Annotated in this window: 24 protein-coding genes; 4 read left to right on the top strand and 20 right to left on the bottom strand. The window is 33.8% G+C overall.

Annotated features, from left to right (window positions below; translation table 11 throughout):
- Window positions 1-14 precede the first annotated feature (14 nt).
- Window positions 15-1,574 (top strand): IS1182 family transposase, encoded by a 1,560-nt coding sequence (locus tag MYRA21_RS14165; protein ID WP_006261699.1) that lies wholly within the window; start codon window positions 15-17, stop codon window positions 1,572-1,574.
- A 188-nt stretch (window positions 1,575-1,762) separates the two neighbouring features.
- Here MYRA21_RS14165 and MYRA21_RS14160 read toward each other — a convergent pair whose 3' ends face one another.
- The 10 genes from MYRA21_RS14160 to MYRA21_RS14120 form a co-directional block, all read right to left on the bottom strand.
- Complete coding sequence (locus MYRA21_RS14160; protein ID WP_006258890.1) at window positions 1,763-2,584, bottom strand: hypothetical protein; 822 nt, start codon at window positions 2,582-2,584, stop codon at window positions 1,763-1,765.
- A 1-nt stretch (window position 2,585) separates the two neighbouring features.
- The gene (locus MYRA21_RS14155; protein ID WP_082013834.1) at window positions 2,586-3,635 is read right to left on the bottom strand and encodes a serine hydrolase; all 1,050 of its coding nucleotides are present in this window, start codon (window positions 3,633-3,635) and stop codon (window positions 2,586-2,588) included.
- A gap of 446 nt (window positions 3,636-4,081) precedes the next feature.
- On the bottom strand, window positions 4,082-4,711 hold the full coding sequence (locus tag MYRA21_RS14150) for a response regulator transcription factor (RefSeq protein ID WP_006258892.1): 630 nt from the start codon (window positions 4,709-4,711) through the stop codon (window positions 4,082-4,084).
- A gap of 2 nt (window positions 4,712-4,713) precedes the next feature.
- Window positions 4,714-7,008 (bottom strand): ATP-binding protein, encoded by a 2,295-nt coding sequence (locus tag MYRA21_RS14145; RefSeq protein WP_039329506.1) that lies wholly within the window; start codon window positions 7,006-7,008, stop codon window positions 4,714-4,716.
- Window positions 6,992-7,582, bottom strand: coding sequence for a hypothetical protein (locus tag MYRA21_RS14140; RefSeq protein WP_039329504.1), 591 nt, complete (start codon window positions 7,580-7,582; stop codon window positions 6,992-6,994). Before MYRA21_RS14140 ends, MYRA21_RS14145 begins: the two co-directional genes overlap by 17 nt.
- Window positions 7,583-7,598: 16 nt before the next feature.
- Window positions 7,599-8,114 (bottom strand): hypothetical protein, encoded by a 516-nt coding sequence (locus tag MYRA21_RS14135; protein ID WP_172461560.1) that lies wholly within the window; start codon window positions 8,112-8,114, stop codon window positions 7,599-7,601.
- 118 nt (window positions 8,115-8,232) lie between these two features.
- Entirely contained in the window at window positions 8,233-8,364 is a 132-nt protein-coding gene (locus MYRA21_RS19470; protein WP_006258896.1) for a hypothetical protein, read from the bottom strand.
- A 39-nt stretch (window positions 8,365-8,403) separates the two neighbouring features.
- Window positions 8,404-9,867 (bottom strand): hypothetical protein, encoded by a 1,464-nt coding sequence (locus tag MYRA21_RS14130; protein ID WP_039330444.1) that lies wholly within the window; start codon window positions 9,865-9,867, stop codon window positions 8,404-8,406.
- A gap of 218 nt (window positions 9,868-10,085) precedes the next feature.
- Window positions 10,086-10,742, bottom strand: coding sequence for a fructose-6-phosphate aldolase (gene fsa / locus MYRA21_RS14125; protein WP_006258898.1), 657 nt, complete (start codon window positions 10,740-10,742; stop codon window positions 10,086-10,088).
- A 149-nt stretch (window positions 10,743-10,891) separates the two neighbouring features.
- Window positions 10,892-11,701 (bottom strand): SDR family oxidoreductase, encoded by an 810-nt coding sequence (locus MYRA21_RS14120; RefSeq protein ID WP_039329500.1) that lies wholly within the window; start codon window positions 11,699-11,701, stop codon window positions 10,892-10,894.
- Between the two features lie 354 nt (window positions 11,702-12,055).
- Between MYRA21_RS14120 and MYRA21_RS14110 the strand changes: the two genes are divergently transcribed.
- Together MYRA21_RS14110 and MYRA21_RS18795 are read left to right on the top strand one after the other, a co-directional pair.
- On the top strand, window positions 12,056-13,072 hold the full coding sequence (locus MYRA21_RS14110) for a M28 family metallopeptidase (protein ID WP_039329496.1): 1,017 nt from the start codon (window positions 12,056-12,058) through the stop codon (window positions 13,070-13,072).
- Window positions 13,073-13,097: 25 nt separating this feature from the next.
- Complete coding sequence (locus MYRA21_RS18795; protein WP_081316880.1) at window positions 13,098-13,385, top strand: hypothetical protein; 288 nt, start codon at window positions 13,098-13,100, stop codon at window positions 13,383-13,385.
- 100 nt (window positions 13,386-13,485) lie between these two features.
- On the opposite strand, the gene MYRA21_RS14105 is transcribed toward MYRA21_RS18795, so the two are convergent.
- The 6 genes from MYRA21_RS14105 to MYRA21_RS14080 all read right to left on the bottom strand — a co-directional run bounded on the left by MYRA21_RS14105 (window position 13,486) and on the right by MYRA21_RS14080 (window position 19,329).
- Window positions 13,486-13,737, bottom strand: a complete 252-nt coding sequence (locus MYRA21_RS14105; protein WP_039329494.1) for a hypothetical protein — start codon at window positions 13,735-13,737, stop codon at window positions 13,486-13,488.
- Window positions 13,738-14,120: 383 nt separating this feature from the next.
- Complete coding sequence (locus tag MYRA21_RS14100) at window positions 14,121-14,798, bottom strand: transposase (RefSeq protein ID WP_006263541.1); 678 nt, start codon at window positions 14,796-14,798, stop codon at window positions 14,121-14,123.
- A 123-nt stretch (window positions 14,799-14,921) separates the two neighbouring features.
- Entirely contained in the window at window positions 14,922-15,359 is a 438-nt protein-coding gene (locus MYRA21_RS14095) for a DUF2750 domain-containing protein (RefSeq protein ID WP_006265256.1), read from the bottom strand.
- A gap of 129 nt (window positions 15,360-15,488) precedes the next feature.
- A complete protein-coding gene (locus tag MYRA21_RS14090) occupies window positions 15,489-16,217 on the bottom strand; it encodes a toxin-antitoxin system YwqK family antitoxin (RefSeq protein WP_225600748.1) in 729 nt (242 codons plus the stop codon).
- Between the two features lie 164 nt (window positions 16,218-16,381).
- A complete protein-coding gene (rocD, locus tag MYRA21_RS14085; RefSeq protein ID WP_006258906.1) occupies window positions 16,382-17,623 on the bottom strand; it encodes an ornithine--oxo-acid transaminase in 1,242 nt (413 codons plus the stop codon).
- A gap of 107 nt (window positions 17,624-17,730) precedes the next feature.
- Window positions 17,731-19,329 carry an ABC-F family ATP-binding cassette domain-containing protein gene (locus MYRA21_RS14080; RefSeq protein ID WP_016649457.1) on the bottom strand — a complete coding sequence of 533 codons (1,599 nt, stop codon included), beginning with the start codon at window positions 19,327-19,329 and terminating at the stop codon, window positions 17,731-17,733.
- 719 nt (window positions 19,330-20,048) lie between these two features.
- On the opposite strand from MYRA21_RS14080, the gene MYRA21_RS14075 reads away from it, so the two are divergent.
- Window positions 20,049-20,813, top strand: a complete 765-nt coding sequence (locus MYRA21_RS14075) for a class I SAM-dependent methyltransferase (RefSeq protein WP_039329490.1) — start codon at window positions 20,049-20,051, stop codon at window positions 20,811-20,813.
- Window positions 20,814-20,902: 89 nt separating this feature from the next.
- Here MYRA21_RS14075 and MYRA21_RS14070 read toward each other — a convergent pair whose 3' ends face one another.
- The 4 genes from MYRA21_RS14070 to bcp all read right to left on the bottom strand — a co-directional run bounded on the left by MYRA21_RS14070 (window position 20,903) and on the right by bcp (window position 24,195).
- Entirely contained in the window at window positions 20,903-21,511 is a 609-nt protein-coding gene (locus MYRA21_RS14070; RefSeq protein ID WP_039329488.1) for a GDYXXLXY domain-containing protein, read from the bottom strand.
- Entirely contained in the window at window positions 21,501-22,571 is a 1,071-nt protein-coding gene (locus MYRA21_RS14065; protein ID WP_006258910.1) for a DUF4401 domain-containing protein, read from the bottom strand. The genes MYRA21_RS14070 and MYRA21_RS14065 overlap by 11 nt, the downstream gene beginning before the upstream one ends.
- Window positions 22,561-23,541, bottom strand: a complete 981-nt coding sequence (locus MYRA21_RS14060; protein ID WP_006265249.1) for a DUF2157 domain-containing protein — start codon at window positions 23,539-23,541, stop codon at window positions 22,561-22,563. The genes MYRA21_RS14065 and MYRA21_RS14060 overlap by 11 nt, the downstream gene beginning before the upstream one ends.
- 195 nt (window positions 23,542-23,736) lie before the next feature.
- Entirely contained in the window at window positions 23,737-24,195 is a 459-nt protein-coding gene (gene bcp / locus MYRA21_RS14055; RefSeq protein WP_006258912.1) for a thioredoxin-dependent thiol peroxidase, read from the bottom strand.
- Window positions 24,196-24,228 lie beyond the last annotated feature (33 nt).

Genomic DNA, 24,228 nt, shown 5'->3' with positions numbered 1-24,228 from the left:
AAATCAATGTGTTTATGGCAAAACAATCCCCTAGATTTAAATACTACGCTCAGAATCAAATGAGCTTGATTCCTCATTCCTTAGATGATTTTATTCCTAAATTACATCCTGTACGTATTATTAATACAGTAATAGATAAGTTAGACTTAGAAAGCTTATATGATAGCTACTCTAAATGTGGTGGTATCAGTTATCATCCTAAGATGTTGCTAAAAGTTTTAATCTATGGTTACCTAAACAATGTATACAGTAGTCGCAAGCTTGAGCAGGCTTGCTTAGAGAATGTTCATTATATGTGGCTGAGTGGTATGTCTTACCCAGACCACAATACAATTAATCGTTTTCGCTCTTCAAAACTTAAGGGTTATATAGAGCAGATCTTTACTCAGATTGTTGAATTATTTATAGCCGAAGGTTTTATCAGTATTGAAGAGGCTTATATTGATGGAACTAAAATCGAAGCCAATGCTAATAAATTCACCTTTGTTTGGAAGAAAGCTATTTCAAATTATAAAGAAAAGATGGTTCAACAAATCCTAGAGATATGGGGGTATGCAGACTCTATTGCTAGACAAGAAAGTGAACTTCCACCTCCTCCAGATTTTAAGAAAATAGATACAGAAGCTATCTCTCAAGCCATTGATACATTAAATGCAGCGCTAAAAGACAATCCAGATGTTGATCAGAAAGTAAAGAATAAACTGAAGTATATTACTAAAGAGTATCCTACAAAAATTCAAGAGTACCAAGAGCATGAAGCTATATTAGAAGATCGTAATTCTTATTCTAAAACAGATAAGGATGCTACTTTTATGCGTATGAAGGAAGATCATATGAATAGTGGTTTTCTAAAAGCAGGCTACAATGTTCAAATATCAACCAACAATCAATATATCCTAGCCTATAGTATACATTCAAACCCAACTGATACAACTACATTAATACCTCACTTAGAAAAATTCAAAGAGAATTATGGAGTATATCCAAAGTCTGTTATAGCAGATGCAGGGTATGGTAGTCAAGAAAATTACACCTATTTAGAGGGGGAAGAAATTAAAGCTTTTGTGAAGTATAACACTTTTGATCAAGAGCAGGAACAAGTAGAAAAAAAACCAAGAAAGAATGCTAAGCAAAGTACAAAGCCTTTTACAACAGATAAATTGTTTTACCAACACAAAGGTGATTATTTTGTATGTCCTATGGGACAAAAAATGCACTATATTGGAGATACAACAAAAACTACAACTACAGGCTTTATCCAAACATTAAGGCAGTATCAAGCTAAAAATTGTCAAGGTTGTCCTTTAAATGGTGTGTGTCATAAAGCAAAAGGCAATCGGACTATAGAGATAAACTTTGAATTACAACGACACCGAAAACAAGCAAGTAAATTACTCACTACAAAAGAAGGTATTGACAAGCGTAAACAAAGGTGTCACGATGTAGAAACAGTTTTCGGAAATATTAAACAGAACCATGGGTTCCGCCGATTTATGCTTCGTGGTAAGGAAAAAGTCGCAATAGAATGGGGATTATTGGCAATTGCACAAAATATCAGAAAGAGAGCTGCCTAAAAAGACTCTTTTTACCCTTTTTTTTCCGAAATGTTTTTTTCAATCCTCTAAGGTTGCAATATTTCAAAAAAAATCCCCTAAAACAATATCTAAAATATCAGAACAAAGAGGGCTGTCTCTTTTTGCAATGAGACAGCCCCTTTATTTTTTATACAGATTTCTATCTTGTCCTTTATAAAAGAATACAACTATTTCTTTTTTAACAATAGCTGTATTTCTACTATTTGATCTAAGAATGAAATATCTACCTTATCTAAATTAATGACAAACTCCCCTACTGAAGGCTTACCATGAGAAGCCCATACATTAGAAGTATCTCTTTTGTACAATAAATCAGAAATACTAATTTCTTGTTCAACTATATTATTTCCCCTGATTGAAGCTATCACATCATAGTCATCTAACTTATTTCTATAATACTCTTCATCTATAGTTCCTTTAGGCAATATAACTCCAATATCTATTATCTCAGCTATAATATCTCCTTGCTTAATTCTATCTCCCTTTTTCATAAGAATATTCGTTACTATTGCAGGCTTTCCTCTATGTTTTATTAGATATTCTTGTAGTTTCTCATATTTATTCTTTAGGGAGTCCAAGCTCTGATGTATATGTTTCATCTGAGCTTCATTAGATGAGCTATTAGTATTTTTAAATGCTTCTAATTGATCTTCAAGCAGTAACAATAAACGTCTGTTTTCATTTAAATAAACAGCACGCTCCTCTTCACTACCATATTTTAGAACCATCACTGTTGCTATGTCATCACCTATTTCTAAGATTTGATTCTCTTTAATACATACTTCACTTAAACTATGTGTTCCTTTATGTATTGAACGAATAGTTCCCTTATTTACTACAACTATCTTACTTGTAACAGTTAACTTTGATTTTGGTCCATCTCCATCATTTATCTGTTTACCGTAAATAAATACCGTATTAAAAAGAACAATTATGAGGACTGCTATTCTAATAATTGTACTGTAGCTATTATTAAATAGATGCCTCATGTTACTTATCATTATTAGTAGTTAAAAGATAAAGCTTAGTTGCTAATAGAGGTAGATCTGCAGTATCAGTATTACATAGAATGATCATGATCTTATTAAAGTTTTTATCAATAATCATTTCTGTGTTAAACCCATCAATACTTCCTCCTCTTCTATAAAACCCTTTGGCTTCATTAAAGAAGAAACCATAGGTAGGTTTACCTAGAAGCCAATCAATATTATTATTCGTTTGAGCAGTGAGTAAATACTTTGATGTAGATGCTTGATTAATGAGTTTATTATCTCTTAATGCAATAACAAACTTATACAAATCATCTATAGTAGAATACATACCTCCTGCACCATAGTAGTTGGAGATAAATCTCCTATCATTGTACAAAGGCATTTCTTTCTTCCCTTCTCCAAATGAGTAATTATGATAACCATAAGCAAGGTCTAATATCACTTCTTCTTCTTTTACAAATCCAGAATTTACTAAACTTAAGGGTTTTAAAATCAAATCTTCTATAGCTACTGAAAAAGGTTTCTTTGTACTGTTTTCGATAACTTTAGACAAGAGTACATAATCTACATTATTATAATTAAATTCGCTCCTATCCTTATCTGCTATTTTCACAAAGTTACTTATATATTCATCTAACGTATAAGGGTTTACTACTGCTTTTATAGGTTCATTTTCCAAACCTGATTGGTTAAGAAGCAATTCTTTAATTGAGATATCCTTACAGTCCACAGGAAGTTCTTGTATATACTTTCCTACTTTATCTTCTAAATGAATTAATCCTTTTTCCTGTAATTGTAATATACATACAGTAGTAAACAACTTCGTCATTGAAGCTATAGGAAATCGTGTATCATTATTTATTTTTACCTGAAACTGAAAATTCGCGTACCCTTTATTTATCTTAATAGAATCATTTTCATCAATATAGAGTATAGAACCATTAAAATGCCCTGCATCATACTCTCTGTGAACGGACTCAGCAATCTTATTCTGACCAAAGGCCATCGTAGAAAAAATGAAGAAAAAAGAAAGAATTGTTAATCTCATAACTAAAAATTAAAACATTTTATTTCTGTGAATCCCCCCTTTTATACTTAACTAAAGAATAACAGAGTAATAAATAACTCCCAAAAATAGCGATATGAATACAGTATAATACATTGCTTTGTAAACCAATACAATATACTTTATTTATTCAATGTATCCCACTCTTGATAATAAATTCATATTGACTCCATGCTCCGCTTGCTGTTTCTAGGAGTTTGCTAGGGGTTTTCTAGCCTAGAAGGCCGTTTTGTCGAAGAAAGGTGCAAGCATACCTCTAGCACTCCCCAAGCATATTCTAACGATTTATATAAAAGAATCACAAACAACTCGATTATAAATAGGTATGTAAAGAATAAGCTATGCAGCATAAATATAACTAAACAAAAACAAACTTAACTACTGAGCGGAATTGTATTAATCATACATCGATTAGAATATATTAATCTCTATTTCTGTATCAGATTATACTCTATTGCCATTTTAATAGCAGTACTCAGATTAGAAGTTTGGAACTTCTCGATTAAGTTTTTGCGGTGACTCTCTACAGTATGATGGCTGATAAACAGTTTCTCTGCTATCTGGTTTGTGGTTAGACCTGACGCGGCTTCTATTAAGATTTCTTTCTCACGGCGAGTCAGCTTTGGGATTTGCTTTAAGCCTACTTCTTCTTTTTTGTCTAAGACTATTTTAGACTGTGAACAAAGGTATTTTTCTCCTGCAAATACAGTTTTAATTCCTGAGATAATCTCTTCTACCGAAGCATTCTTCTGAATATATCCCTTCGCTCCTTCTGCTAAGCTACTATTAATAACAGCATATTCATTGTGCACACTCAACATGATAATCTCTAACTGAGGAAATTTCTGTTTAAGTGGTTTAATTAACTCCAATGTATTGATATCTGCTAAATTGATATCTAATAGTATAATATCCGTGTCTGTAGTTAAGAGCCCTTGCATCATGCTTTCTTTATCCGAAAAACAAGCGACTACTTCTATTTCTGATTGATACCCTAATATATTTTTTAATCCTTCTAATAACAAAGGATGATCGTCTGTAATGGCAACTTTTATCATAATTACTTTTTAGGAAATTTAAATTCCACACTTGTTCCTATATTTTCTTCTGAGTGTACAGCTAATGTACCTTTCATAAACTGTATACGCGATTGTATGTTGTGAAAACCTGCTGACTTCTTTAAGTCTAATTTATTAATATCAAAACCTCTTCCATCATCTTCTACTGTGACAATAATCTCGTGTTCTTCTTCTACCAACTGAATAATAATCTGAAAGGCAGCAGCGTGCTTTATAGCGTTGTTTACTAACTCCTGTATAATGCGATAGACTAACAATTGTTGATCTTGAGATAGAGAATTCGTATAGCTCAAAAATTCGATATGAATATCTAAAGTATCATTAGACATACGAATTCCAAACTCGTCTAAAGCTTCTTTTAAACCATAGTTAACCAATAAATCAGGCATTAAATTATGTGCTACCTTACGAAGTTCTGTGACTGCCGCATCTATCTGATTAATGGATTTATCTAATCCCTGCTTAGCCTGACCTTCTACTTTATCATTTAACTGCGTAAGGTGTAATTTGGTACCTGATAACAGACCACCTAAACCATCATGTAAATCACGAGCCAAACGCCCTCTCTCCTGCTCTTGTCCTTCTAATAGAGCTGTTAAAGTTGATATTTTAGAATTTTGTTTTTCTTGTTCGATAGCTAAATTATGTAGCGTATCTCTCTGCTTCATCGTCTTTAGACGTTGTCTATAGGCATATAACAATAGAAACACGACTAAGATGAAAAATATCATAGAAGCAACGTAGAAGGTGTTGAGCTTATCCTTATAAGCTACAATACTCTTATAAGTCAATAAGTCCTTATTCTTCTGTTCTGTTTCTAACTGTGATAGACGTAGTTGCTGTGCATTCTTCTGTGCTTCAAGCTCGGAGAACTTTAATCTGCTACGTTGATTCTCTTCTGTCAATTTTAGATTACTCAACAGTTGTTCTCTTTGCTGAGCTAAAGCACTCATCAGTTGAATCTTTTGTGTATTTTGATCCGATTGAAACTGAAGTTTGATTAGCTTCTGTTGTTGTCGTTCTTTATCAAACTCAGCTTCTAATTTCTTTACAATTTGTAGTTTATCTTGGTTGTAAAGCTTTTTGAACAAAGCCAAATACTCTTGTTGATAGTAAAAAGCTTCTCTATAATTCCCTTGTTCTACATAAATCTCAACTAAGGATTCGTAAATATTCAATTCTATATTGTGATCAACAATACTTGACTTTTGGATAGCCTGTTGTGCTTCTAATAAGTATAATATAGCCGCATCACTATCACCATTAGCTAAATGAATGGTAGAAATAATACCATACGAGGAAGCTATGTGATCTGCTTGGTCTATTTTCAGAGCAATCTGATTAGCTTTTTTAGCATATTCTAAAGCTTTCGTACGATAACTATCTGGGAAAGAATATAGGTATAAACTCGCTAAATTATTATTGGCAAAAGATAAATCGGATAAGTTATACATTACGTCCTTATTCTGATTAAAGATGTCTATCGATTGCACAAAATATCGCTCCGCTAAATCTCTATAATTAATATCTGAAGAATGACTCTCATATAGACGATTATACAGATTCCCCATTTGCATAAAGGTGGTAAACTTTACTTGCGGATCTGACTGTGATAAGGCATATTTGAGTGCCGTTTTAGTATACTTTTCATGTAGCTCCTTCTCTCCTAACTGACCATAAATAACACCTAACTCACTATTAGCAAATGCCTTTCTCTTATTCAATGTAGGCGAACTACTGGCAGCTTCATAAAGCTTAATAGCAGATATAATGCTGTGTACAGCCTTATCCTGCTTACCATCTCTACTGTATAACCACCCCTCACAATAAGCTACATACCCCTTAGTCTCGGTATCGTTTAGCTTTAGGCTATACTGTTTGGCTAATTCAAGGCTTTTTATTGCACCCGAATTATTCTCTCTAATACGCCTATTGACTGCCTCTATACAATATAATATACTTACACTATTATAATCTCCTTTTTTTAAGGCGGTATTGAGGTTCTGGGTGAATACCTGCTCAGCTTTATCATATTGTTTATTCGCATAAAGAGCAGATATATAAGACACTACCACAGTATTCTGAACAGTACCAGTACTTACTTCTGCTTTATACTTTTGTTCCCAACTTTCTAAAGATTGAGCAAGCACAGGCTCTATGGCAGTAGCCAATAACACAAGTGTCAAAAGAGAAACTCTCTTCATGCCCAACTTTAAATGCGATAAGGTATATAAAGATTTCTTCAAAAAATACAAGATATTAGGTATTACGCTCAATACAAAGATATTTATTCTGTTTCTTATTGAAATAAATATCTGTAAAAGGCTCATATTGTAATCCTATTTGATATTTAAACTCTAAGCTTTCATCCCATTGCATCGGAATATCTTCTTCTGGCCAAATCATAGCCCAGCCTCCTGCATATCCATATATTCCCTCATTATGATACATCGGATGGCTCTGCATCCATAAGTCTATATAATCATCATTATAAATAGATTGTAAATCAGATAGATCATCACTATTACAGTCATTATCTTTAACCCACTGTTGAACTTCAACATCACCAAAATGCATCAAATGCTCGAAGTTTGGGTATACTTGTTGAGTTTTAGTTGTTAGAGCTGTGTATCTCTTTAAATCGATTGATTGGATATCAATGGGTTCAAACGAGAATATTTCATCCTTCTCTATTAAAGCCATCCATTGATTTAGGTATTTGATTATAAAGCTGATACTTTCTTCTTCATTGACATAAGCGACTTGCTCATCTCCTGGTATTGCTTTTACAAAAAGGTGTGATTCTCTAATCAAAGTCTGAGCTTTCTCTTTTAATTGTTCTAAGTTCATTTATTGTTTTTTAAGCTTATATTTTAGCAAAGAAGTCAAACTTTTTCTCTGCTATTAACTTAGGTTCTTGATTTGGATGTTCTTCATATACTTCTATATAGACTACTTTCACATGAGTAGGTATCCTATACTCCTTTTCTTGACTGTAGTTATACCCAGCTATAGAAGCTCCTTCTTTACCAGCTATATGCTTAATATTTACATAGTACTTAAGCGTTATACCATTGCCAAACTGCTCTCCTTGTTCAAAGCGTATCTTAGAAACTTTGCGAATCTGTAATCCTCTAGAGTTAATATTCCCTTGTATCCTAAATCGCAACACTTTATCTTCTTTAGAGACTAAAGAAACAGCAGGTACAAATCTCTCTGTAACCTCCTGATAAGTGGTATAAGTATGTTGTTTACCTGTTTCAGGCACTTCTCTTGTCACTTGTTTAGGTGCAGTATATATCGTTGAGACTTGCAATGTTTGAGCCTTAGTCTGACAACCAAATAAGCTAAATATAGATGCTAAAATCATAAGGTATTTCATTACTGCATTTTTAAACATATTCACTGGTTAAAAGTAATACTTCTTACCCTATAATAATCTCACTGATAATAGTGGTTTTCTTATTTTACTACTATGTGTATTAAGTAACAAGACCTCTTTATTCGTGATAAAGAGGTCTTATGTATATAAAACGATTAGCTTTAGTCCCTGGAAAAGTTTTATCTGAATCAATTATTCCTTGATAAGCAAACATATCTGTTTTATACTTTTTACCATCTGCAACATTCATTTCAGTTGGTTAGTGACACTAACCAACTGACTATTTTCTTCATTCTTCTAAATACGCTCTACCCGTATAAATATCTATATAATAACTTACTGTTTCACCTTCAAGTTTTACTTGAACTAAACCGTCTGAATAGATGTATTTATAAGCCTTCACACCTATATTCTCCTTCTTTATCTGATTGTAAAGTGTATAATTCTCATCCTTCTCTTTCTGCAAGGCATAGATACCTTTAGCAATATCCAAAGCAAGTATAGAAGTGTACTCGGGTGCTATACTCCATAGTTGAGCGTTTTTATCCCATACCCCATACATGTTATCACCTCCTTTGTCTTCTATATTGACAAGATATAGTTCATCACTACCGGTATAGTACTTTACTGAAGCGACCTTCTGATGAGGTATAACCATTTCTTTAGCAGGCCATACAAGCCTCTCTATTTGATCTGACACCTTAAAACTATCCAAATCAAGCTGTTCTAGCACTTGCCCGTTTATATCTAGATACAGCCAATCATAAGCCCAAATATCGTGATCATAATTAAAAACACCTATTAAAAAATAAGGAGAATTATGAATAGAATATACAAGGGTGGCGTTCTTTATAAAGGCTATTTGTTTTTTTGTAGCCTTTGTAATTTCTTTTGGAAAGGCTTTATCATATTGCGGATACGAGTAGACACTTCCTGTATTTCTATCTTTTAATAACTTAGAAACGATTGGTTCAAATCGTTCTTGCATCAATTGATCAAGTACAAGGTCTTCATTACCACACTTTATAGTAAGCGTATTAATACCTTTTAAGCCTTGATGTATTGCTTTCTTCTGCTGTACATCATAAATAGAAAAAGAGTTATTAGAACCTTTTATAAATCGCTTATCAACTAAAGTTGTAATGATATCAGACTCCTTTTTCTTTAAATATTGATTCTTAATTGCATAAAGTGTCTCATTCCAATAAATATGCTCACCATCTACTGCTTCAGGATTTAGAGTGTAACTATCTTCTAAATAAGGGACTTCTTTGTGCAGTAAGATCTGTTTGGTTTCAATTACCCCAATCTCTATACTATGATAGGTTTGTTCTTTTTTAATAGCTCCACCTAAGATATTCCACTCCCAATTCCAGATAGGCATCTTTCTCTCATATTCCCTCTGTTTCTTATAGAATGTCAGTCCATTCACCACTTCTATCTCTATCTCACTCTCTCCTACTTCAAGTACTTCTTTTCCAGTGGTATCTATAACAACAGAAGCTCCTTTATTATTTATAACCATCGCATAACCTGTCGAAGTATAAGCAGATGCGCTGTTATACTTTATCCCGTTAAAAGGCTTTAAATTATCCTTATTTACATAGATAAAATCATTCTGTTTAGTTAAAAACGGAATAAGTTGAGTAGGTTCTACTTGAGGTATATTTAAAGAGGATTTGTCTTTTCTCAATTGAGCATAAGTTATGATAGATATCAATATCAAAAGGGTACTTAATACAGCTACTTTCATACTTTTCATTTTTGTATTGGATAAGCAACAATATTAAAGAGATAAGCAAAAGGAGACAATCCCTATTAGTGGGGATGTTTTTCAATTCCTATAGCATAACTATTGTTTTATATTTACTAGAATAGAAGAAGACTTACTTGATTGAATCAAAAAAGGCTACCTTACGGTAACCTTTTTCTTTGTTTGTAGTTTGTAATATGTGTATAAGAATTTTCTTCTTATTTATTTCCTTTAGCGTAGTCAGCTAAGAACTGAGCTAATCCATTATCAGTTAATGGGTGTTTTAAAAGACCTGTGATAGCACTTAAAGGTCCTGTCATTACATCCGCACCTAACTTAGCACAGTTTACGATGTGCATAGTATGGCGTACAGACGCAGCTAAGATTTGTGTTTCAAATCCGTAGTTATCATAGATAAGACGGATATCTTCGATTAATGTTAGACCATCAGTAGAGATATCATCTAATCTTCCAATGAATGGAGATACATAAGTAGCACCTGCTTTAGCCGCTAATAAAGCTTGCCCTGCAGAGAATACTAATGTTACATTAGTTTTGATTCCTTTAGAAGAAAAGTACTTACATGCTTTTACTCCTTCTTTAGTCATTGGTAATTTTACTACGATCTGAGGATTAAGTGCAGCTAGTTGCTCACCTTCTTTAATCATCCCTTCGTAATCTACAGAAATAACCTCTGCACTTACATCACCTTCTACTATCTCACAGATAGCTTTGTAGTGATTTAAAATGTTTTCAGCTCCTGTGATTCCTTCTTTAGCCATTAAAGAAGGGTTAGTGGTAACACCATCTAATACCCCCAGTGCCTCAGCTTCTCTAATTTGATCCAAATTAGCTGTGTCAATAAAAAACTTCATAATCTATATTATTATATTATGTTATGTTGTAACCCAAAAGTACGATATATATTCATCACTAGAGCGATTCTTAGAGAGTTTTTATAACAATACTTACACCTCTAATCCCTATTCACTGAGTCCCAAATAGTAATGATTTTTCCCCTTTATTAGCCTTTAATCTTGTAGTGATTCATCAGCATCTTCTCATACACCTTCCCAGGTAGTATTTTTTTGAGGATTAATGAGAACTTCTGCAAAGGCTCCCCTACTTTATACCTCACTTTTGGCTTAGATGTATTGATCACTTTGTGAATAGCTTTAGCCATCTCTATTGGATCTCCACCACTGTCTACATGCTCATCCATCATGTCTAATGACATTTGGTAAACTTCTTTATAAGCCGAATGGTCTAATACAGGAGCATGATAGCGCCCTGCCGCAATATTGGTTGCAAAATCACCTGGTGCTACATTAGTCACTTCTACATTAAAGGGCTTTAACTCCATTCGCATAGCTTCTGTAATTAACTCAAGAGCACCTTTAGAAGAAGAATAGATCCCTCTAAAGGGCAATCCCATATATCCTGCTATCGAAGTAACATTAATGATTAAACCTTCTTTTCTAGCACGCATATGAGGTAATACAGCCTTCATAACTTCAATCGGTCCGAATACATTCGTTTGGAAGTTATTTAAGATTTGATCAGCAGGGATTTCTTCAATTGGTCCCGTGATTCCTACACCAGCATTATTGATTAATACATCTATTTTTCCTTCTATCGCAATGACTTCTTCTATAGCAGATTGAATACTAGCCGTATCGCGTACATCTAAGCGTACTAAAGGAATTGTTGAATCTACTACTCTCTCAGGATTTCTACTTGTTCCATATACTTTACACCCATGCTGTGTCAAATATTCTCCTACACTCCTACCTATACCAGAAGATCCTCCTGTAATAAAAACGATTTTACTCATTGTATTTCTTGATTTAGAACAAAGATAAAAATATTCAATGAAGAATGCTTACTGTCACTTTGTTGTTTTCTTTTTCTATTTTCCCAAGAACCACCACACCTCCTGTTCCCTGTTCCCTGTTCCCTGTTCCCTGTTCCCTGTTCCCTGTTCCTGTTCCCTGTTCCCTGTTCCCCGTTTCCTGTTCCCCGTTTCCTGTTCCCCGTTTCCTGTTCCCCGTTCCCCGTTCCCCGTTCCCCGTTCCCCGTTCCCTGTTCCCCGTTCCCCGTTCCCTGTTCCCTGTTCCCTATAAACCGTCAACCAAGCAAAACATACTAATTCTTCTTATCTTTACCCCAAACACATTAAGACTCACTCATGAATAAAATTATATTAGCTGCTAGCCTATTAGCACTTAGTATGTCAATGACTAGCTGTAAAACAACTAGTTCTATTTCTAACAACCATACAGTTTCTTCTACTTATTGGCAAGAAATATCTGCTGACTCTATGGCTATAAACCTAAAAGTATTAGCCTCAGAAGAATTTGAAGGAAGAAGAACGGGAGAACCTGGACAAAAAAAAGCGACTGAATATATTACCAACTTCTATAAGAAGAGAAATATAGCGTATCCTAAACAAGCAGATGGCTACCTACAACCTGTTCCTAGTGCTTTTATGAGAAATAGCATGATGAGATTAAAGGATAGCGAGAATATTATGGCTTTTATAGAAGGAAGTGAAAAACCTGAAGAAGTACTAGTCATCTCAGCTCACTTTGACCATATGGGAATATTGCTTGACAAAATCTACTATGGTGCTGATGACAATGGCTCTGGCACAGTAGCTGTAATGGAGTTAGCTCGTGTATTTAAAGACCTTGAAAGCAAAGGAATAAAACCTAAAAGATCTATTCTTTTCTTACATGTAACAGGAGAAGAATTTGGACTATTTGGATCTGAGTACTATGTTCAAAACCCTATTATACCATTAGAAAATATCGTAGCGAATATTAATATTGATATGATCGGGCGTACAAGTGATAAATATAAGAAAGATGGGGACTATATTTATGTAGTAGGCGCTGATAGGTTAAGTAAAGAATTACATCAAATGTCTGAGCAATCAAATGCAAACTCAGTCAATATCGATCTTGATTATACTTATAATGATGTCAATCATCCTGAACAAATTTACTATCGTTCTGACCATTACAGTTTCGCAAAGCACAATATTCCTGCTATGTTCTACTTTAATGGAACACATGCTGACTATCATCAACCTACGGATACCTATGACAAAATAGAGTTTGAATTAATGAAAAAGCGTACACAATTAGCTTTTGCTACAGCGTGGACTATTCTAAATGCAGAGCACAAACCTCGTTTAGACTAAATATAACGCTAAATCTCTTTTAGATATGAAAATGATTTGGATCAAAACTATAGATATAAGTTTATTTCTATTGTGCACCATTAATCTGATTCTATGGATCATGCGTGGCTTATACGTTATCAGGACGAATACTTCTGAGACCTTCCAATGGATCTATGAAGAAGCATATACCCCGATGCTATATGCCTTATTTATCCTACCAGTCTTAGTAGTAGCAACCATGATTAATAGAAAGTTCTCAATACAATCCTTTACCTTCCTATCCTTAAAATGTTTAGTGATTAACTTCTTTCTAATCTTTGTGTTGAGGTAAAAATGTCTGCTCCTTAGCAGATTTCACCAGATATGAGAAATTTCCTATATCTAGAATTATAAATGAAAAAGCCCACTCGATGAGTGGGCTTTGCTATTATCTATTTTATCACTCCTTTATTAAGTAATAATTCTATCATCTTCTCTGTATCTTCCTTGCTAAACTTCTCTGTTTTTGACTTAAAACCAGCTTGCTTAATCTTCCAATCTTTCATTGCTTGATACACAAAATCAACATTAGTTGTTTTTAAGTCTGCATAAATCTTCAATACAGTATTAAACAACTCTATTTTATCAGTCTCCTTATTAATGAAAGGCAAACTATAGATCTGTAACAAGTTATTTATAGCCATAACGAAGTTTTTATTCTCTTTCTTAGAGACAACATCTAATATCTCCTTTTCTTTCTGATAAAGCTTTTTTATTCATACTAAATTTGGTAAGTAACTGTAAATATACCACCTCCCCCTTGACCATACAAGAGGAAAACCATAAAGGCTACGAATAATTAAGTAAAACAGAAAAAACCACACAAAACGAATTGCAATTCGCCCACAGCGTGAATGCCCACCCCAATATCAGGTAATTTACAGACACAACGTATTACCAATTGTGCGTCGTAGGGGCGAATTGCAATTCGCCCACACAACGAATACCCACATCGTGAATTGTTTGTCCCAAACATTATATGGTATATTATTTTTCCAATTATAAACGGGCGAATTGCAATTCGCCCCTACCTGTGAAATTTATCATCGTGCCATCGTTCAGGATTGGTAATGATATAATTCGATATATACTGATAACTTCTCTCGTCTCTTATAATATGCTCATAGTAATTTCTCTGCCAGATGGTACGGGCGGTTGGGGGCGTTGGGGCGAATTGCAATTCGCCCACACAAAACGAATTACAATTCGTCGCTGCCTTTATTCTTTTTATTGTGGCTATTTTATAACCTCTGACGATAGCCCCGATCGTTTGAGACGGAGATTTAAACCCTTTATTATCACCTGCCTTTGTTTTATTCTTCGCAATCTCGATTATCGCATGCATATGATTAGGCATAATGATAAACTCATGCAAAATCACATTATCTCTCACATTTGCTGTATTCAGCCATTCATCCCTTGCAATCTCACCTATCTCATTCAATGTTAACACCCCGTCTTGGATAGATCCGAAGATATTCTCCCTATCCTGTACACATAGCGTGATAAAGTATAATCCCTCAGATGCATAATCATACCCTTTTAAGCGTATAGATCCCCTTTGTTGATAGTTATTCATCTTATAGTTATTCATAGCCACATAGTTGTTACCTAAATCACCTAATACATTGATTTTAAATATACCACTTTTCTTACTACCCTCAAAAACAAGAAAAAGCCCATCTTCACAGACGGGCTTTTTCATTAAGCACTTCGAATACCTCAAAGTCAAGAAACTTCATCGAACTAAGAATAAGAGTCTGACCTCTGTATTGAATAAAATAAAATGTCTGCCGATATCGGCAGACATTTTATTTTATCCTAATCTTTAAGATAAGTATTCATTATACATTTTGGTATATTCAACAAATCCTTCTAGTTTCTCTTGGTTAACCAATTCATCTAAGATATCTAGGGCTAACCGAATAGGATCTTTCTCAATACAAAATAGGTTACTATCGCATTCTATTCCTGCATAATTAGAGTCTCTTTTCATACCTATCGCCCAATTCTTTAAGAATAAATCTAATGGTATTTCGACTATTTCATGATTAGCCCATCCTTCTTGTCTACATGCATTTGCATAAGCATTCGCCGACCAAAAGCATAATAATAAAGCCTCTTCCCCCTCTTCGTCTTCAAAATCATTAGAATATAAGAAAGCAAAACCACGAGGTTCTTTTAAAGCATAGATTATTTCGGTCTCACAGATTCTCTTTAGAAATCTCTTATACTTTGCTTCTAATGTAGCAGTGTCTTTTAACATGTTTTATTTTTTATAATATCTTAACTCTAAAAAGTCATGAACTCTTCTTCTAGTATAGAATAAATATCTAGAAGATAGTCTCAGTATTAAATAACTTCAAATAAAGAAGATTTAAGATACCCCTCTTGATTAATACCTCTTTATTTCTCCGTCTATTACTCCATTTTTATAATTTACCTCTCCTTTTAATCTTCCATCCTCATAATATCCTTTCATCGCTCCGTCTAAGACACCATCCTTATAGCTTGTTTCGCCTTGTAATTGTCCGTTTTTATAATACTCCTTACTCACTCCATCCAATTCTCCATTCTTATAACTCGCTTCTACTTTTACTTGACCATGCTCATAGTATCCTTTGGTAATACCGTGTTCTACCCCATTCTTATACGTCATTTCTATCTCTAGTTGCCCATCTTCATAATACTTCTTAGTCATTCCCTCCAGCTTCCCATGCTTATACGTCATTTCAATTGCAGCTTGTCCATCCTCAAAATAGCTTCTCTTACTTCCCTCTAGCTTTCCATCCTTATACGTTTTCTCTAGCTCTAGCTTTCCACTTTTATAATATTCCTTAAAACTGCCATCCAATACTCCATTCTTATAGTTTGCCTCCGCTTTTACGCGTCCATCCTCATAATAGCGTTTAGTTATCCCATCTAACTTTCCTTGCGTATAGTTTTCTTCTAAATCTACTTCTCCATTGGCATAATAGCTCTTTGCACTTCCTGTAAATACCTCTTTTGAATTCACTTCATACATCAAGCCATTACGCTCTTGAAGATCATTGATATGAACTTCTTTTTTAGCACAGTTTATGAATAAAACTGAAATAAATAAAATACACAAAACTCTTTTCATACTTACTTTCTTAAAAATCACATCGGAGAATCTATTGTTCTCAACAACAAAAATAGCCTTATTCTTATAAATAAATCACAAATTGTCTCAATCTATTTACAACCTTCCTAAACTAAAAAAAGCCCACGAATTAACGTGAGCTTTTATATTTATAAAGAGATATACTATTTCTCGAATTCTTTTAATGTTTTAGTAATAATACTTACACAGTCTAATAACTGCTCTTCGTTCATTACTAATGGCGGAGCGAAACGGATGATGTTACCATGCGTTGGTTTTGCTAATAATCCGTTGTCTCTTAATTTAAGACAGATGTTCCAAGCTGTATCACTTTCTTCAGTATCGTTGATGATAATAGCGTTTAATAAACCTTTACCACGTACTAAAGTACAGATATTACTAGTAGCAATATACTTGTTAAGCTCCGCTCTGAATAATTGTCCAAGTTTCTCAGCGTTATCCGCTAATTTCTCGTCTAATACTACATCTAGAGCAGCCATAGCTACAGCAGCAGCAGTAGGGTTACCTCCAAAAGTAGAACCGTGTTGTCCAGGTTTGATTACATTCATAATCTCATCATTTGCTAACACAGCAGAGATAGGATATGCTCCTCCTGATAATGCTTTACCTAATACGATGATATCAGCTTTGATATTTTCGTGGTCGATAGCTAACATTTTACCTGTACGAGCGATACCTGTTTGTACTTCATCTGCAATGAATAAAGCATTGTGCTCCTCACATAACGCTTTAGCAGCAGTTAAATAACCTGCGTCTGGTACATAAACTCCAGCCTCACCTTGAATAGGCTCAACTAAGAAACCTGCAATAGTTCCTTTGTTAGCTTCTAAAGCTGCTTTTAAAGCTTCTACATCATTATAAGCTACACGGATAAATCCGTCTGTATAAGGTCCGTAGTTTTTACGAGCATCAGGATCGTTAGAGAAAGAAATAATCGTAGTCGTTCTTCCGTGGAAGTTGTTCTCACATACGATGATTTTCGCTTGATTCTCAGCAATACCTTTTACTTCATAAGCCCATTTTCTACAGATTTTTAAAGCAGTCTCTACAGCTTCTGCCCCAGAGTTCATCGGAAGAACTTTATCAAAACCAAAAAGCTTAGTGATTTTCTCTTCGTATAATCCTAATTTATCATTGTAGAATGCTCTAGAAGTCAATGCTAGTGTACCCGCTTGATCAGCGATCGCTTTAACGATAGCTGGGTGGCAGTGTCCTTGGTTTACAGCAGAATATGCTGATAAAAAATCATAATATTTCTTACCTTCTACGTCCCATACATATACTCCTTCTCCTTTAGATAATACTACTGGTAGTGGGTGGTAATTATGTGCTCCGTATTTATTTTCTAGCTCAATAGCATGAGCTGAAGTCATTTTGTTCGACATTATAATTGTTTTTGTATTGTTTTTGTTCTCGCAATTTAAATCTTTTTTAGTGAAATCTAAAATTAATATTTGTTAGAATTAAGTCAAAAACAAGCTTTACTTTTGACTTAATTTAAATTTATCACGTCTACTATTCCCAATTCCTTAATAAAACTCTCATCATGGCTAACAACTACTAAGGTTCCATTAAACTCACTTAAAGCTTTAGTTAAACTCTCAATACTAATAATATCTAAGTTATTCGTAGGTTCATCTAATAGTAACACATCTATCTCTGAAGCTAAAATAGTCAGATAACACAACACGAGCTTCAGTTTCTCTCCTCCACTAAATGTACTTATCTTATTTGTCCATAAGCCTACCCCTATTCCGTACTGAAATAATAGATTGCGAAGATCCGCCAGAGAGTGTTTCCCTTTATTAGCCAGTTCTAACTGATCTATAGGCGTTAAACTATGATCTAGTAAAGAGTAAAATTGATCCAAATAGACCACCTTAGCATCTGCACGGTATAATTCTCCTGTAGTAGGTAGATAAATTCCTTGTAACAATTTAAACAGCGTAGACTTACCAGAACCATTCTTTCCTTTGAGCAAGATTCTATCTCCGCTCATGATTTTAAAGTCAAGATTCGTCTTAAATATTGGAGCAAATGCAGGAGAATAACGATAGTTCATTTCTTTAGCTTCCCATAACAACTTCCCTTTATGCAAAGTAGATTGGGGAAAACGAATAGCAAACAGTTTATCTCGTTCTAATTGGGTTCTTAATTCTAATAATTCAGATTGTATTCCCTCTTTCTTTTGTTGGTGAACATCCTGTAGCTTAGCTACGCTGTTCTCTGTTTTATTGCGCATCGCATTAATAACAATCTTTGGAAGACCTGCTTTTTTCTCTGCTTTTTTGTTCTGAGCCTTATCTTTACTTATTTGCTCTGTACGTTTAATATCCGCTTTTTTAGCATCTTTCATTTCTTTAGACAGATGATCTACTTTACTCTGGATACCTTGTAGACGCAGTTCTTTTTGTTCTTTGTATAGGCTGTAATTCCCTCCATACTTAAACACTCCATTAGGTGTTAGCTCAAAAGTAATAGGCATTAACTCAAGTAATACCCTATCATGGCTGACAATAACGATAGTACCTTTAAACTCTTGTATATACTTATAGAATAATTCCTTGGTTTCTAAGTCTAAGTGATTAGTAGGTTCGTCTAATAACAGTGTGTCTGCCTGACTTAGCATCATCTTCGCAAATAAAACCTTCGTCTGCTGTCCTCCACTCAGACAATCCATCGTAGTATCTGGTGATATCGTCTCTAATCCCCAATACGCTAATACCTTAGCGATCTGTTCTTCTATGTCCCATTGATCATTAAGTACTTCGTAGTCCTGTTCTTCTACAGAACCCGCTAGTATAGCACGGAGTGCCCTAACCTTATCAACTACCCCTACTGCTTCATAAATAGTTTGAGATTCAACTAATTGTTTATTTTGTGGCAAGTAGAATACTGTCCCATTAATATGAATAGCAGGTTCCGCTAACTCTAATTCTCTAGCGATTAGTTTAAGTAATGTTGTTTTGCCAGTACCATTTTGACCGATGATACTAACCTTCTCTCCTGCATTAATAGATAAACTAATATTTGTAAATAAAGGTGTCTTATCTGCGTGATAATAAGATAAATTTGATATAACTATGCTCATAGTCTTTTAAAATTTAACCCAGAATAAGTAATAGACCAATAAACGAAAAGTAAGTATACAAAATAGGTCTGAATTAGCGATACAATCATACTGTAGTATGGTTTTAGAACTAATGAAAGAGCTATGAAGTAGAACTGCTTTATAGTATTTGGCTGAGGCTGATTCTTGGTTTACTGCTGTGAATAATCCATACGTGGCCCGTACACCACTCCTCACGGTCAAAAAATATGTATTTACACGATACTAAGTATTATGACAACACAAGACTGTTGTCAATTTATAAAGATGATAACCACTCGTCGGACTGAAGTTTGTCCTTTTATCTATTGGTTATATATAACCAATCTTTACTTAGTTGTGTACATTTAGACTATTATTCGTTAATACTGATGCAAATGTATATCTACTTTTAGTTTTAAACAATTATTTGAACGATATTTTTATTAAAAAAGGCTGTTTGACTAAAAAGGTCTTATACCTAATTGTATAATAATGTTGTTTTAGAATGATGTAAGTACCTGTACGTAGCTTGCACTTTCTAGGGGATTCCTTGCAGTTTTCTAGCACTTTGCTTGCCTAGAAGGTGGTTTTCTCGAAGAAAGGTGCAAAAACCCCTCAAGCAATCCTCTAGCAGGTCAGAACAAAACTGTCTTTTCTTTAATCAAAATCAGATTAAAAGTTTTTTTTATTCTATGTTTACAGTCCTATAATCAAAAAATATGAGTAATAAAGAATTAACAAATAGATATGGATCACTAGCTTCATGGGTGTATCATATCGATAAACCTATTGGAAGATCCTTTGGAGATGTAGAATACTATAGTGAAAGATTAAAAAACACAGAAGGAGTAATCCTAGAACCTGCATCTGGAAATGGAAGAATACTAATCCCTCTATTAGAAAAAGGATTAAAAATAGAAGGGTTTGACGCTTCTGCAGCAATGCTTTCTTACTGTGAGCAAGAATGTAAACAAAGAGGTCTCAATGGTATCTTTAGACAAGAAATGTTTAATACCTTCACCTCTACTACCTCTTATGAAGCAATTATAATCCCTGCAGGGTCATTTCAGCTTATAACGGATACTGATGAAGCTATTGAGGTATTAAGACGCTTTAAATCAGCTCTAAAAGAAGGTGGCCGATTAATAATAGACTTATCTCCTTTATCTGCATTAGCAGAAGCTCCTATGCTAGCTAGACAGTGGAATGTAGAAAATGGAATGCTTACACTAACAGAATCTAGAGTAGAAACATCTTATCTTAAGCAGACTACTATATCTCAATTGAGGTATGAGCATTGGGATAATGAGAAAGGATTAGTTAACTCTGAAATAGATTTGTTCTCCCTTCGCTTTTGGGGAGTAAAAGAATTTAAACTAGCCTTAAGAGCTGTTGGTTTTACTGAGATTACCATCAGTAGTAATTACAATTATTTAGAAGAAATTTCAGAAGAAACACATACGCTAACTTTCGAAGCGAAATAGGTAAAACAAACAGGGAGGTTATCATCAGGATAAACTCCCTGTTTGTTTATACTAAATGCCGTAGGCAAATAATTCTTAATTTTAAATTCCTAATTCCCAATTAATTTGCGGTCTTTATCGTACATCCCTACCAAAACGCTATTCCCGTCTTCATCTACGCGTAGTCCACCATATTTAGCTTGTTCATACTTCTCTGCATCCCCCTCTTGAAAGAAGAAACTCTCTGCCCCAATATTAAATCTCCAGCCTTCATAGTTAAAGTATTTGATGTAAACTTGATTAGCTTTCTTCTCTCCCAATTCATTGACCATCTTCACCAGACTCCCTACATTATCCTTATCTAAAGACAGTAAGACATATCCACGCTTATTCAATTTGCTCTTTTCTACAGCCTCCTCAATATCGTTCACAGCTCTAGCTGATAGTTCTTCTTCTGTAGTTGTAAGAATCTCATTCTCACTAACAGGTGTTATTGAATCTAGAATACTTTGATCAAAAGTACTTGTTCTAGTTGATATCGCATAGTTAAGACTCATATAATCTCCTTGCATTAAGGATCTAGGATCTACAGGAGCTAATTCTAGCAATACGAATTGCCCCTCTTTTATTGTCTTTTCCTTTTGTAATACTGCTTTTACAAAGAAGATACCAATAAGTACAAATACAACTAGGATAATTATGTTCTTCTTATTTTTCATTTGTCTGTCCCTCACCTTTTTGAATTAAATAATAGATACCTAAGAATAACACTCCTATGCCCATCATAGATAGAGATTTCTCTAATAAAGAGATGCCTAAGTCATAATAAAACATGCCCATTGCCCAAATTAGAGTTGCAATACTTAAAGCAAAACCTACTTTATATTGCCTTTTAAAGCTCCAAAGCATCAATAAAAATGCAATACCAAATGCTGGATAATTAAATGCTACTAGTACATTAAAGATAAGGACTAAGCCATAAGCCATCACTTTAATGCTGACTTGAGTTACTTTCATTTTATTTAGTACTAAATAAACCGTTGCTACTACTAGGGCTAATATGGTAATAACTAAAAAAAGGTGAACTCCTCTATATTCACTAAAATAATAATAACCATACTTCATAGTAGAAGCAATAATCCCCATTACAAGTGTATAGCAAAAAGAAGCAGTAAAAACAGCTAAATATCTATCTCTTATCAGTTTATTTATTGTTCTTAATCCTTGTTCTTGCCAAAATAAATAAACAGTGAACAATAGTACAATAGCTAAATAAATATGATAGAAAGTTTCTATTTCTAATTGAAATAATATTACGTGAATAGAGACTAATACACATAAGCTACTCAAAAATGCTATAATCTGATTATTATAAAGTAGCAATGTGATTCCGCCAGTAATTAACATAATCAGACCTGCTAAATCTGTAGCTTCTGCTAGTCCAAAGACTAAAAAAGCATATCCTATAATAAATAAAGAAACAGCAATACTATCTGTTACAGCGCTGTCTTTACTTCTATTCAATGCAAATGAGCCTACTAAAAACAGTAATCCCATAATACTTAAAAAGGTATTATTAGAAAACAAATCACTCGATATCAAAGCAATAAACCCCATAAATAGTCCTAAACCTATAAGACTTCCTATTACTGATATTACTCTAATTATAATTGACTTAAGCGCTAATTTGCTTTGTGCCACTTGTAGGGCATCTTGCTCTACTTCTACTCCTTTTTGGATTAAAGAAGTAACTATATCTTTAAATTGATTACTGTTCATTGCTCCACACTTTTTTCTGGTTTATAATCAACTTCACAATTCCAAAAGTTCCTCCTATACAGTATAATGCATATAATAATAACGAAGCCTCATTGATATCAGCAATCTTGATAATTAAAGCAAATACAATAGCAAATACAGAAAGTAAAAAATAACTATACAACAATAAATCCTTAGCTTTTCTACTCCATAAGAAACTTCCAATAAACCAAGCGATAGAAGCTATTACTAGCATATATAACCCTCTTAAATCAGCTTTAATATAGCGGTCTGTACTTACAAAAATAAAAGTAATAATACCACTAGTTGCAACTGAAAAACAGGCTAAAGAAAGTAGTCCCGTATAATATCTATCCAATTTATAATTCGTTTTTTTGGCTAAATATATAGGTGTTAAATATAATACTACATTCAATAGTAAAAGAAATAATCCACTATAGAACAATAGATCATCACTCGTTACTTGTAAGAAATAAAGAATCAAAGTTGTGTTAGCTAGTACAGCATAAAATAACCACTGAGGAGAGAATCTGCTCAATACTGTCCATAGTGTAATAGCTAATACCCACATAAAGAAGAGATCGTAAGCATTAGCTCCTGTCTGATACACTTGACCATATACAGCGAATAACACCCCCACTAATATACTCGCACTTAACAAACTAACTTGTCTTACCACAGTATTCAATTTAGGGTACACGGCTCCTATAACACTGATAGTTAAAAGAATGAATACAAGTAAAAACTTGATGTTTTTATGTAGATCTGCCCAATTGTATGCAAAGAAAAATACTATACCTGACAGTAAAAACCCTGCTCCTAAGGCTAGTGTCAAATACTTGACAAACTTCTGCCAATCTGTGATATTAGCATAACTCTTCTGCTCTAACAATTCTCCTAACTGAGAATCTGAGAGTGAGCTATGCTCTTTTAGAAGATATAAATCTCCCTTATCAATCTTTTCTTTCATGCTTCTTTTTTATTTTCTCAAACGTAATACAATTTATTGAAAGTTGTATTACTTCACCTTAGAATACACCCTAGATTGCTCATAGATTAGCTGAAAAAAGGGAGATACTATCACATGGTATTCTAAGTCGAAAACGAAAAAAAGACAGTATCTAACCGATTAGATACTGTCTTTTTTATAATTTCTTTTAAAAACTTATACTGTCTCTAGAATCTGAGCAGCGTGATCTTTAGTTTTCACTTTACTAATCACATCAGATATAACTCCCTCTTCATTAATCACAAACGTCATTCTATGAATACCGTCATACGTGCGTCCCATAAATTTCTTAGGTCCCCATACACCGAAAGCATTTAATACTTCTTTCTCTTCATCAGCCAGTAATGGAAATGGCAAGTTATTCTTCTCAATAAATTTCTGTTGTTTAGCAGCTGAGTCAGCACTAACACCTAGTAATTCAAATCCCTTTGCTTTTAACTCTGCGTAATTGTCACGCAAGTTACAAGCTTCCCAAGTACATCCTGGTGTACTTGCTTTTGGGTAGAAGAATACTACTAATTTCTTTCCTTTATAATCACTTAACTGATGTACTTTTCCTGATTGGTCTAATGCTTTAAACACTGGAGCTTTTTGCCCTACTTCTAATGTCTTCATCTTCTTCCTAATTTAATTGATTACGTAAAAATA

The organism is Myroides sp. A21 (genome assembly GCF_000807225.1).
Lineage (GTDB): Bacteria > Bacteroidota > Bacteroidia > Flavobacteriales > Flavobacteriaceae > Flavobacterium > Flavobacterium odoratimimum.
This window is presented reverse-complemented; position numbering and strand designations above follow the sequence as displayed.

Coding starts and splice junctions, on each gene's coding strand:
- MYRA21_RS14160 (WP_006258890.1), bottom strand. CDS start 2,584: ATGAGGCATCTATTTAATAATAGCTACAGTACAATTATTAGAATAGCA.
- MYRA21_RS14150 (WP_006258892.1), bottom strand. CDS start 4,711: ATGATAAAAGTTGCCATTACAGACGATCATCCTTTGTTATTAGAAGGA.
- MYRA21_RS14080 (WP_016649457.1), bottom strand. CDS start 19,329: ATGAGCATAGTTATATCAAATTTATCTTATTATCACGCAGATAAGACA.
- MYRA21_RS14075 (WP_039329490.1), top strand. CDS start 20,049: ATGAGTAATAAAGAATTAACAAATAGATATGGATCACTAGCTTCATGG.
- MYRA21_RS14060 (WP_006265249.1), bottom strand. CDS start 23,541: ATGAAAGAAAAGATTGATAAGGGAGATTTATATCTTCTAAAAGAGCAT.
- bcp (WP_006258912.1), bottom strand. CDS start 24,195: ATGAAGACATTAGAAGTAGGGCAAAAAGCTCCAGTGTTTAAAGCATTA.
- MYRA21_RS14070 (WP_039329488.1), bottom strand. CDS start 21,511: ATGAAAAATAAGAAGAACATAATTATCCTAGTTGTATTTGTACTTATT.
- fsa (WP_006258898.1), bottom strand. CDS start 10,742: ATGAAGTTTTTTATTGACACAGCTAATTTGGATCAAATTAGAGAAGCT.
- MYRA21_RS14105 (WP_039329494.1), bottom strand. CDS start 13,737: ATGGCTATAAATAACTTGTTACAGATCTATAGTTTGCCTTTCATTAAT.
- MYRA21_RS14140 (WP_039329504.1), bottom strand. CDS start 7,582: ATGAACTTAGAACAATTAAAAGAGAAAGCTCAGACTTTGATTAGAGAA.
- MYRA21_RS14095 (WP_006265256.1), bottom strand. CDS start 15,359: ATGTTAAAAGACACTGCTACATTAGAAGCAAAGTATAAGAGATTTCTA.
- MYRA21_RS14100 (WP_006263541.1), bottom strand. CDS start 14,798: ATGAAAAAGCCCGTCTGTGAAGATGGGCTTTTTCTTGTTTTTGAGGGT.
- MYRA21_RS19470 (WP_006258896.1), bottom strand. CDS start 8,364: ATGAATGTTGCAGATGGTAAAAAGTATAAAACAGATATGTTTGCTTAT.
- MYRA21_RS14135 (WP_172461560.1), bottom strand. CDS start 8,114: ATGAAATACCTTATGATTTTAGCATCTATATTTAGCTTATTTGGTTGT.
- MYRA21_RS14090 (WP_225600748.1), bottom strand. CDS start 16,217: ATGAAAAGAGTTTTGTGTATTTTATTTATTTCAGTTTTATTCATAAAC.
- MYRA21_RS14130 (WP_039330444.1), bottom strand. CDS start 9,867: ATGAAAGTAGCTGTATTAAGTACCCTTTTGATATTGATATCTATCATA.
- MYRA21_RS14120 (WP_039329500.1), bottom strand. CDS start 11,701: ATGAGTAAAATCGTTTTTATTACAGGAGGATCTTCTGGTATAGGTAGG.
- MYRA21_RS14155 (WP_082013834.1), bottom strand. CDS start 3,635: ATGAGATTAACAATTCTTTCTTTTTTCTTCATTTTTTCTACGATGGCC.
- MYRA21_RS18795 (WP_081316880.1), top strand. CDS start 13,098: ATGAAAATGATTTGGATCAAAACTATAGATATAAGTTTATTTCTATTG.
- MYRA21_RS14165 (WP_006261699.1), top strand. CDS start 15: ATGGCAAAACAATCCCCTAGATTTAAATACTACGCTCAGAATCAAATG.
- rocD (WP_006258906.1), bottom strand. CDS start 17,623: ATGTCGAACAAAATGACTTCAGCTCATGCTATTGAGCTAGAAAATAAA.
- MYRA21_RS14110 (WP_039329496.1), top strand. CDS start 12,056: ATGAATAAAATTATATTAGCTGCTAGCCTATTAGCACTTAGTATGTCA.
- MYRA21_RS14065 (WP_006258910.1), bottom strand. CDS start 22,571: ATGAACAGTAATCAATTTAAAGATATAGTTACTTCTTTAATCCAAAAA.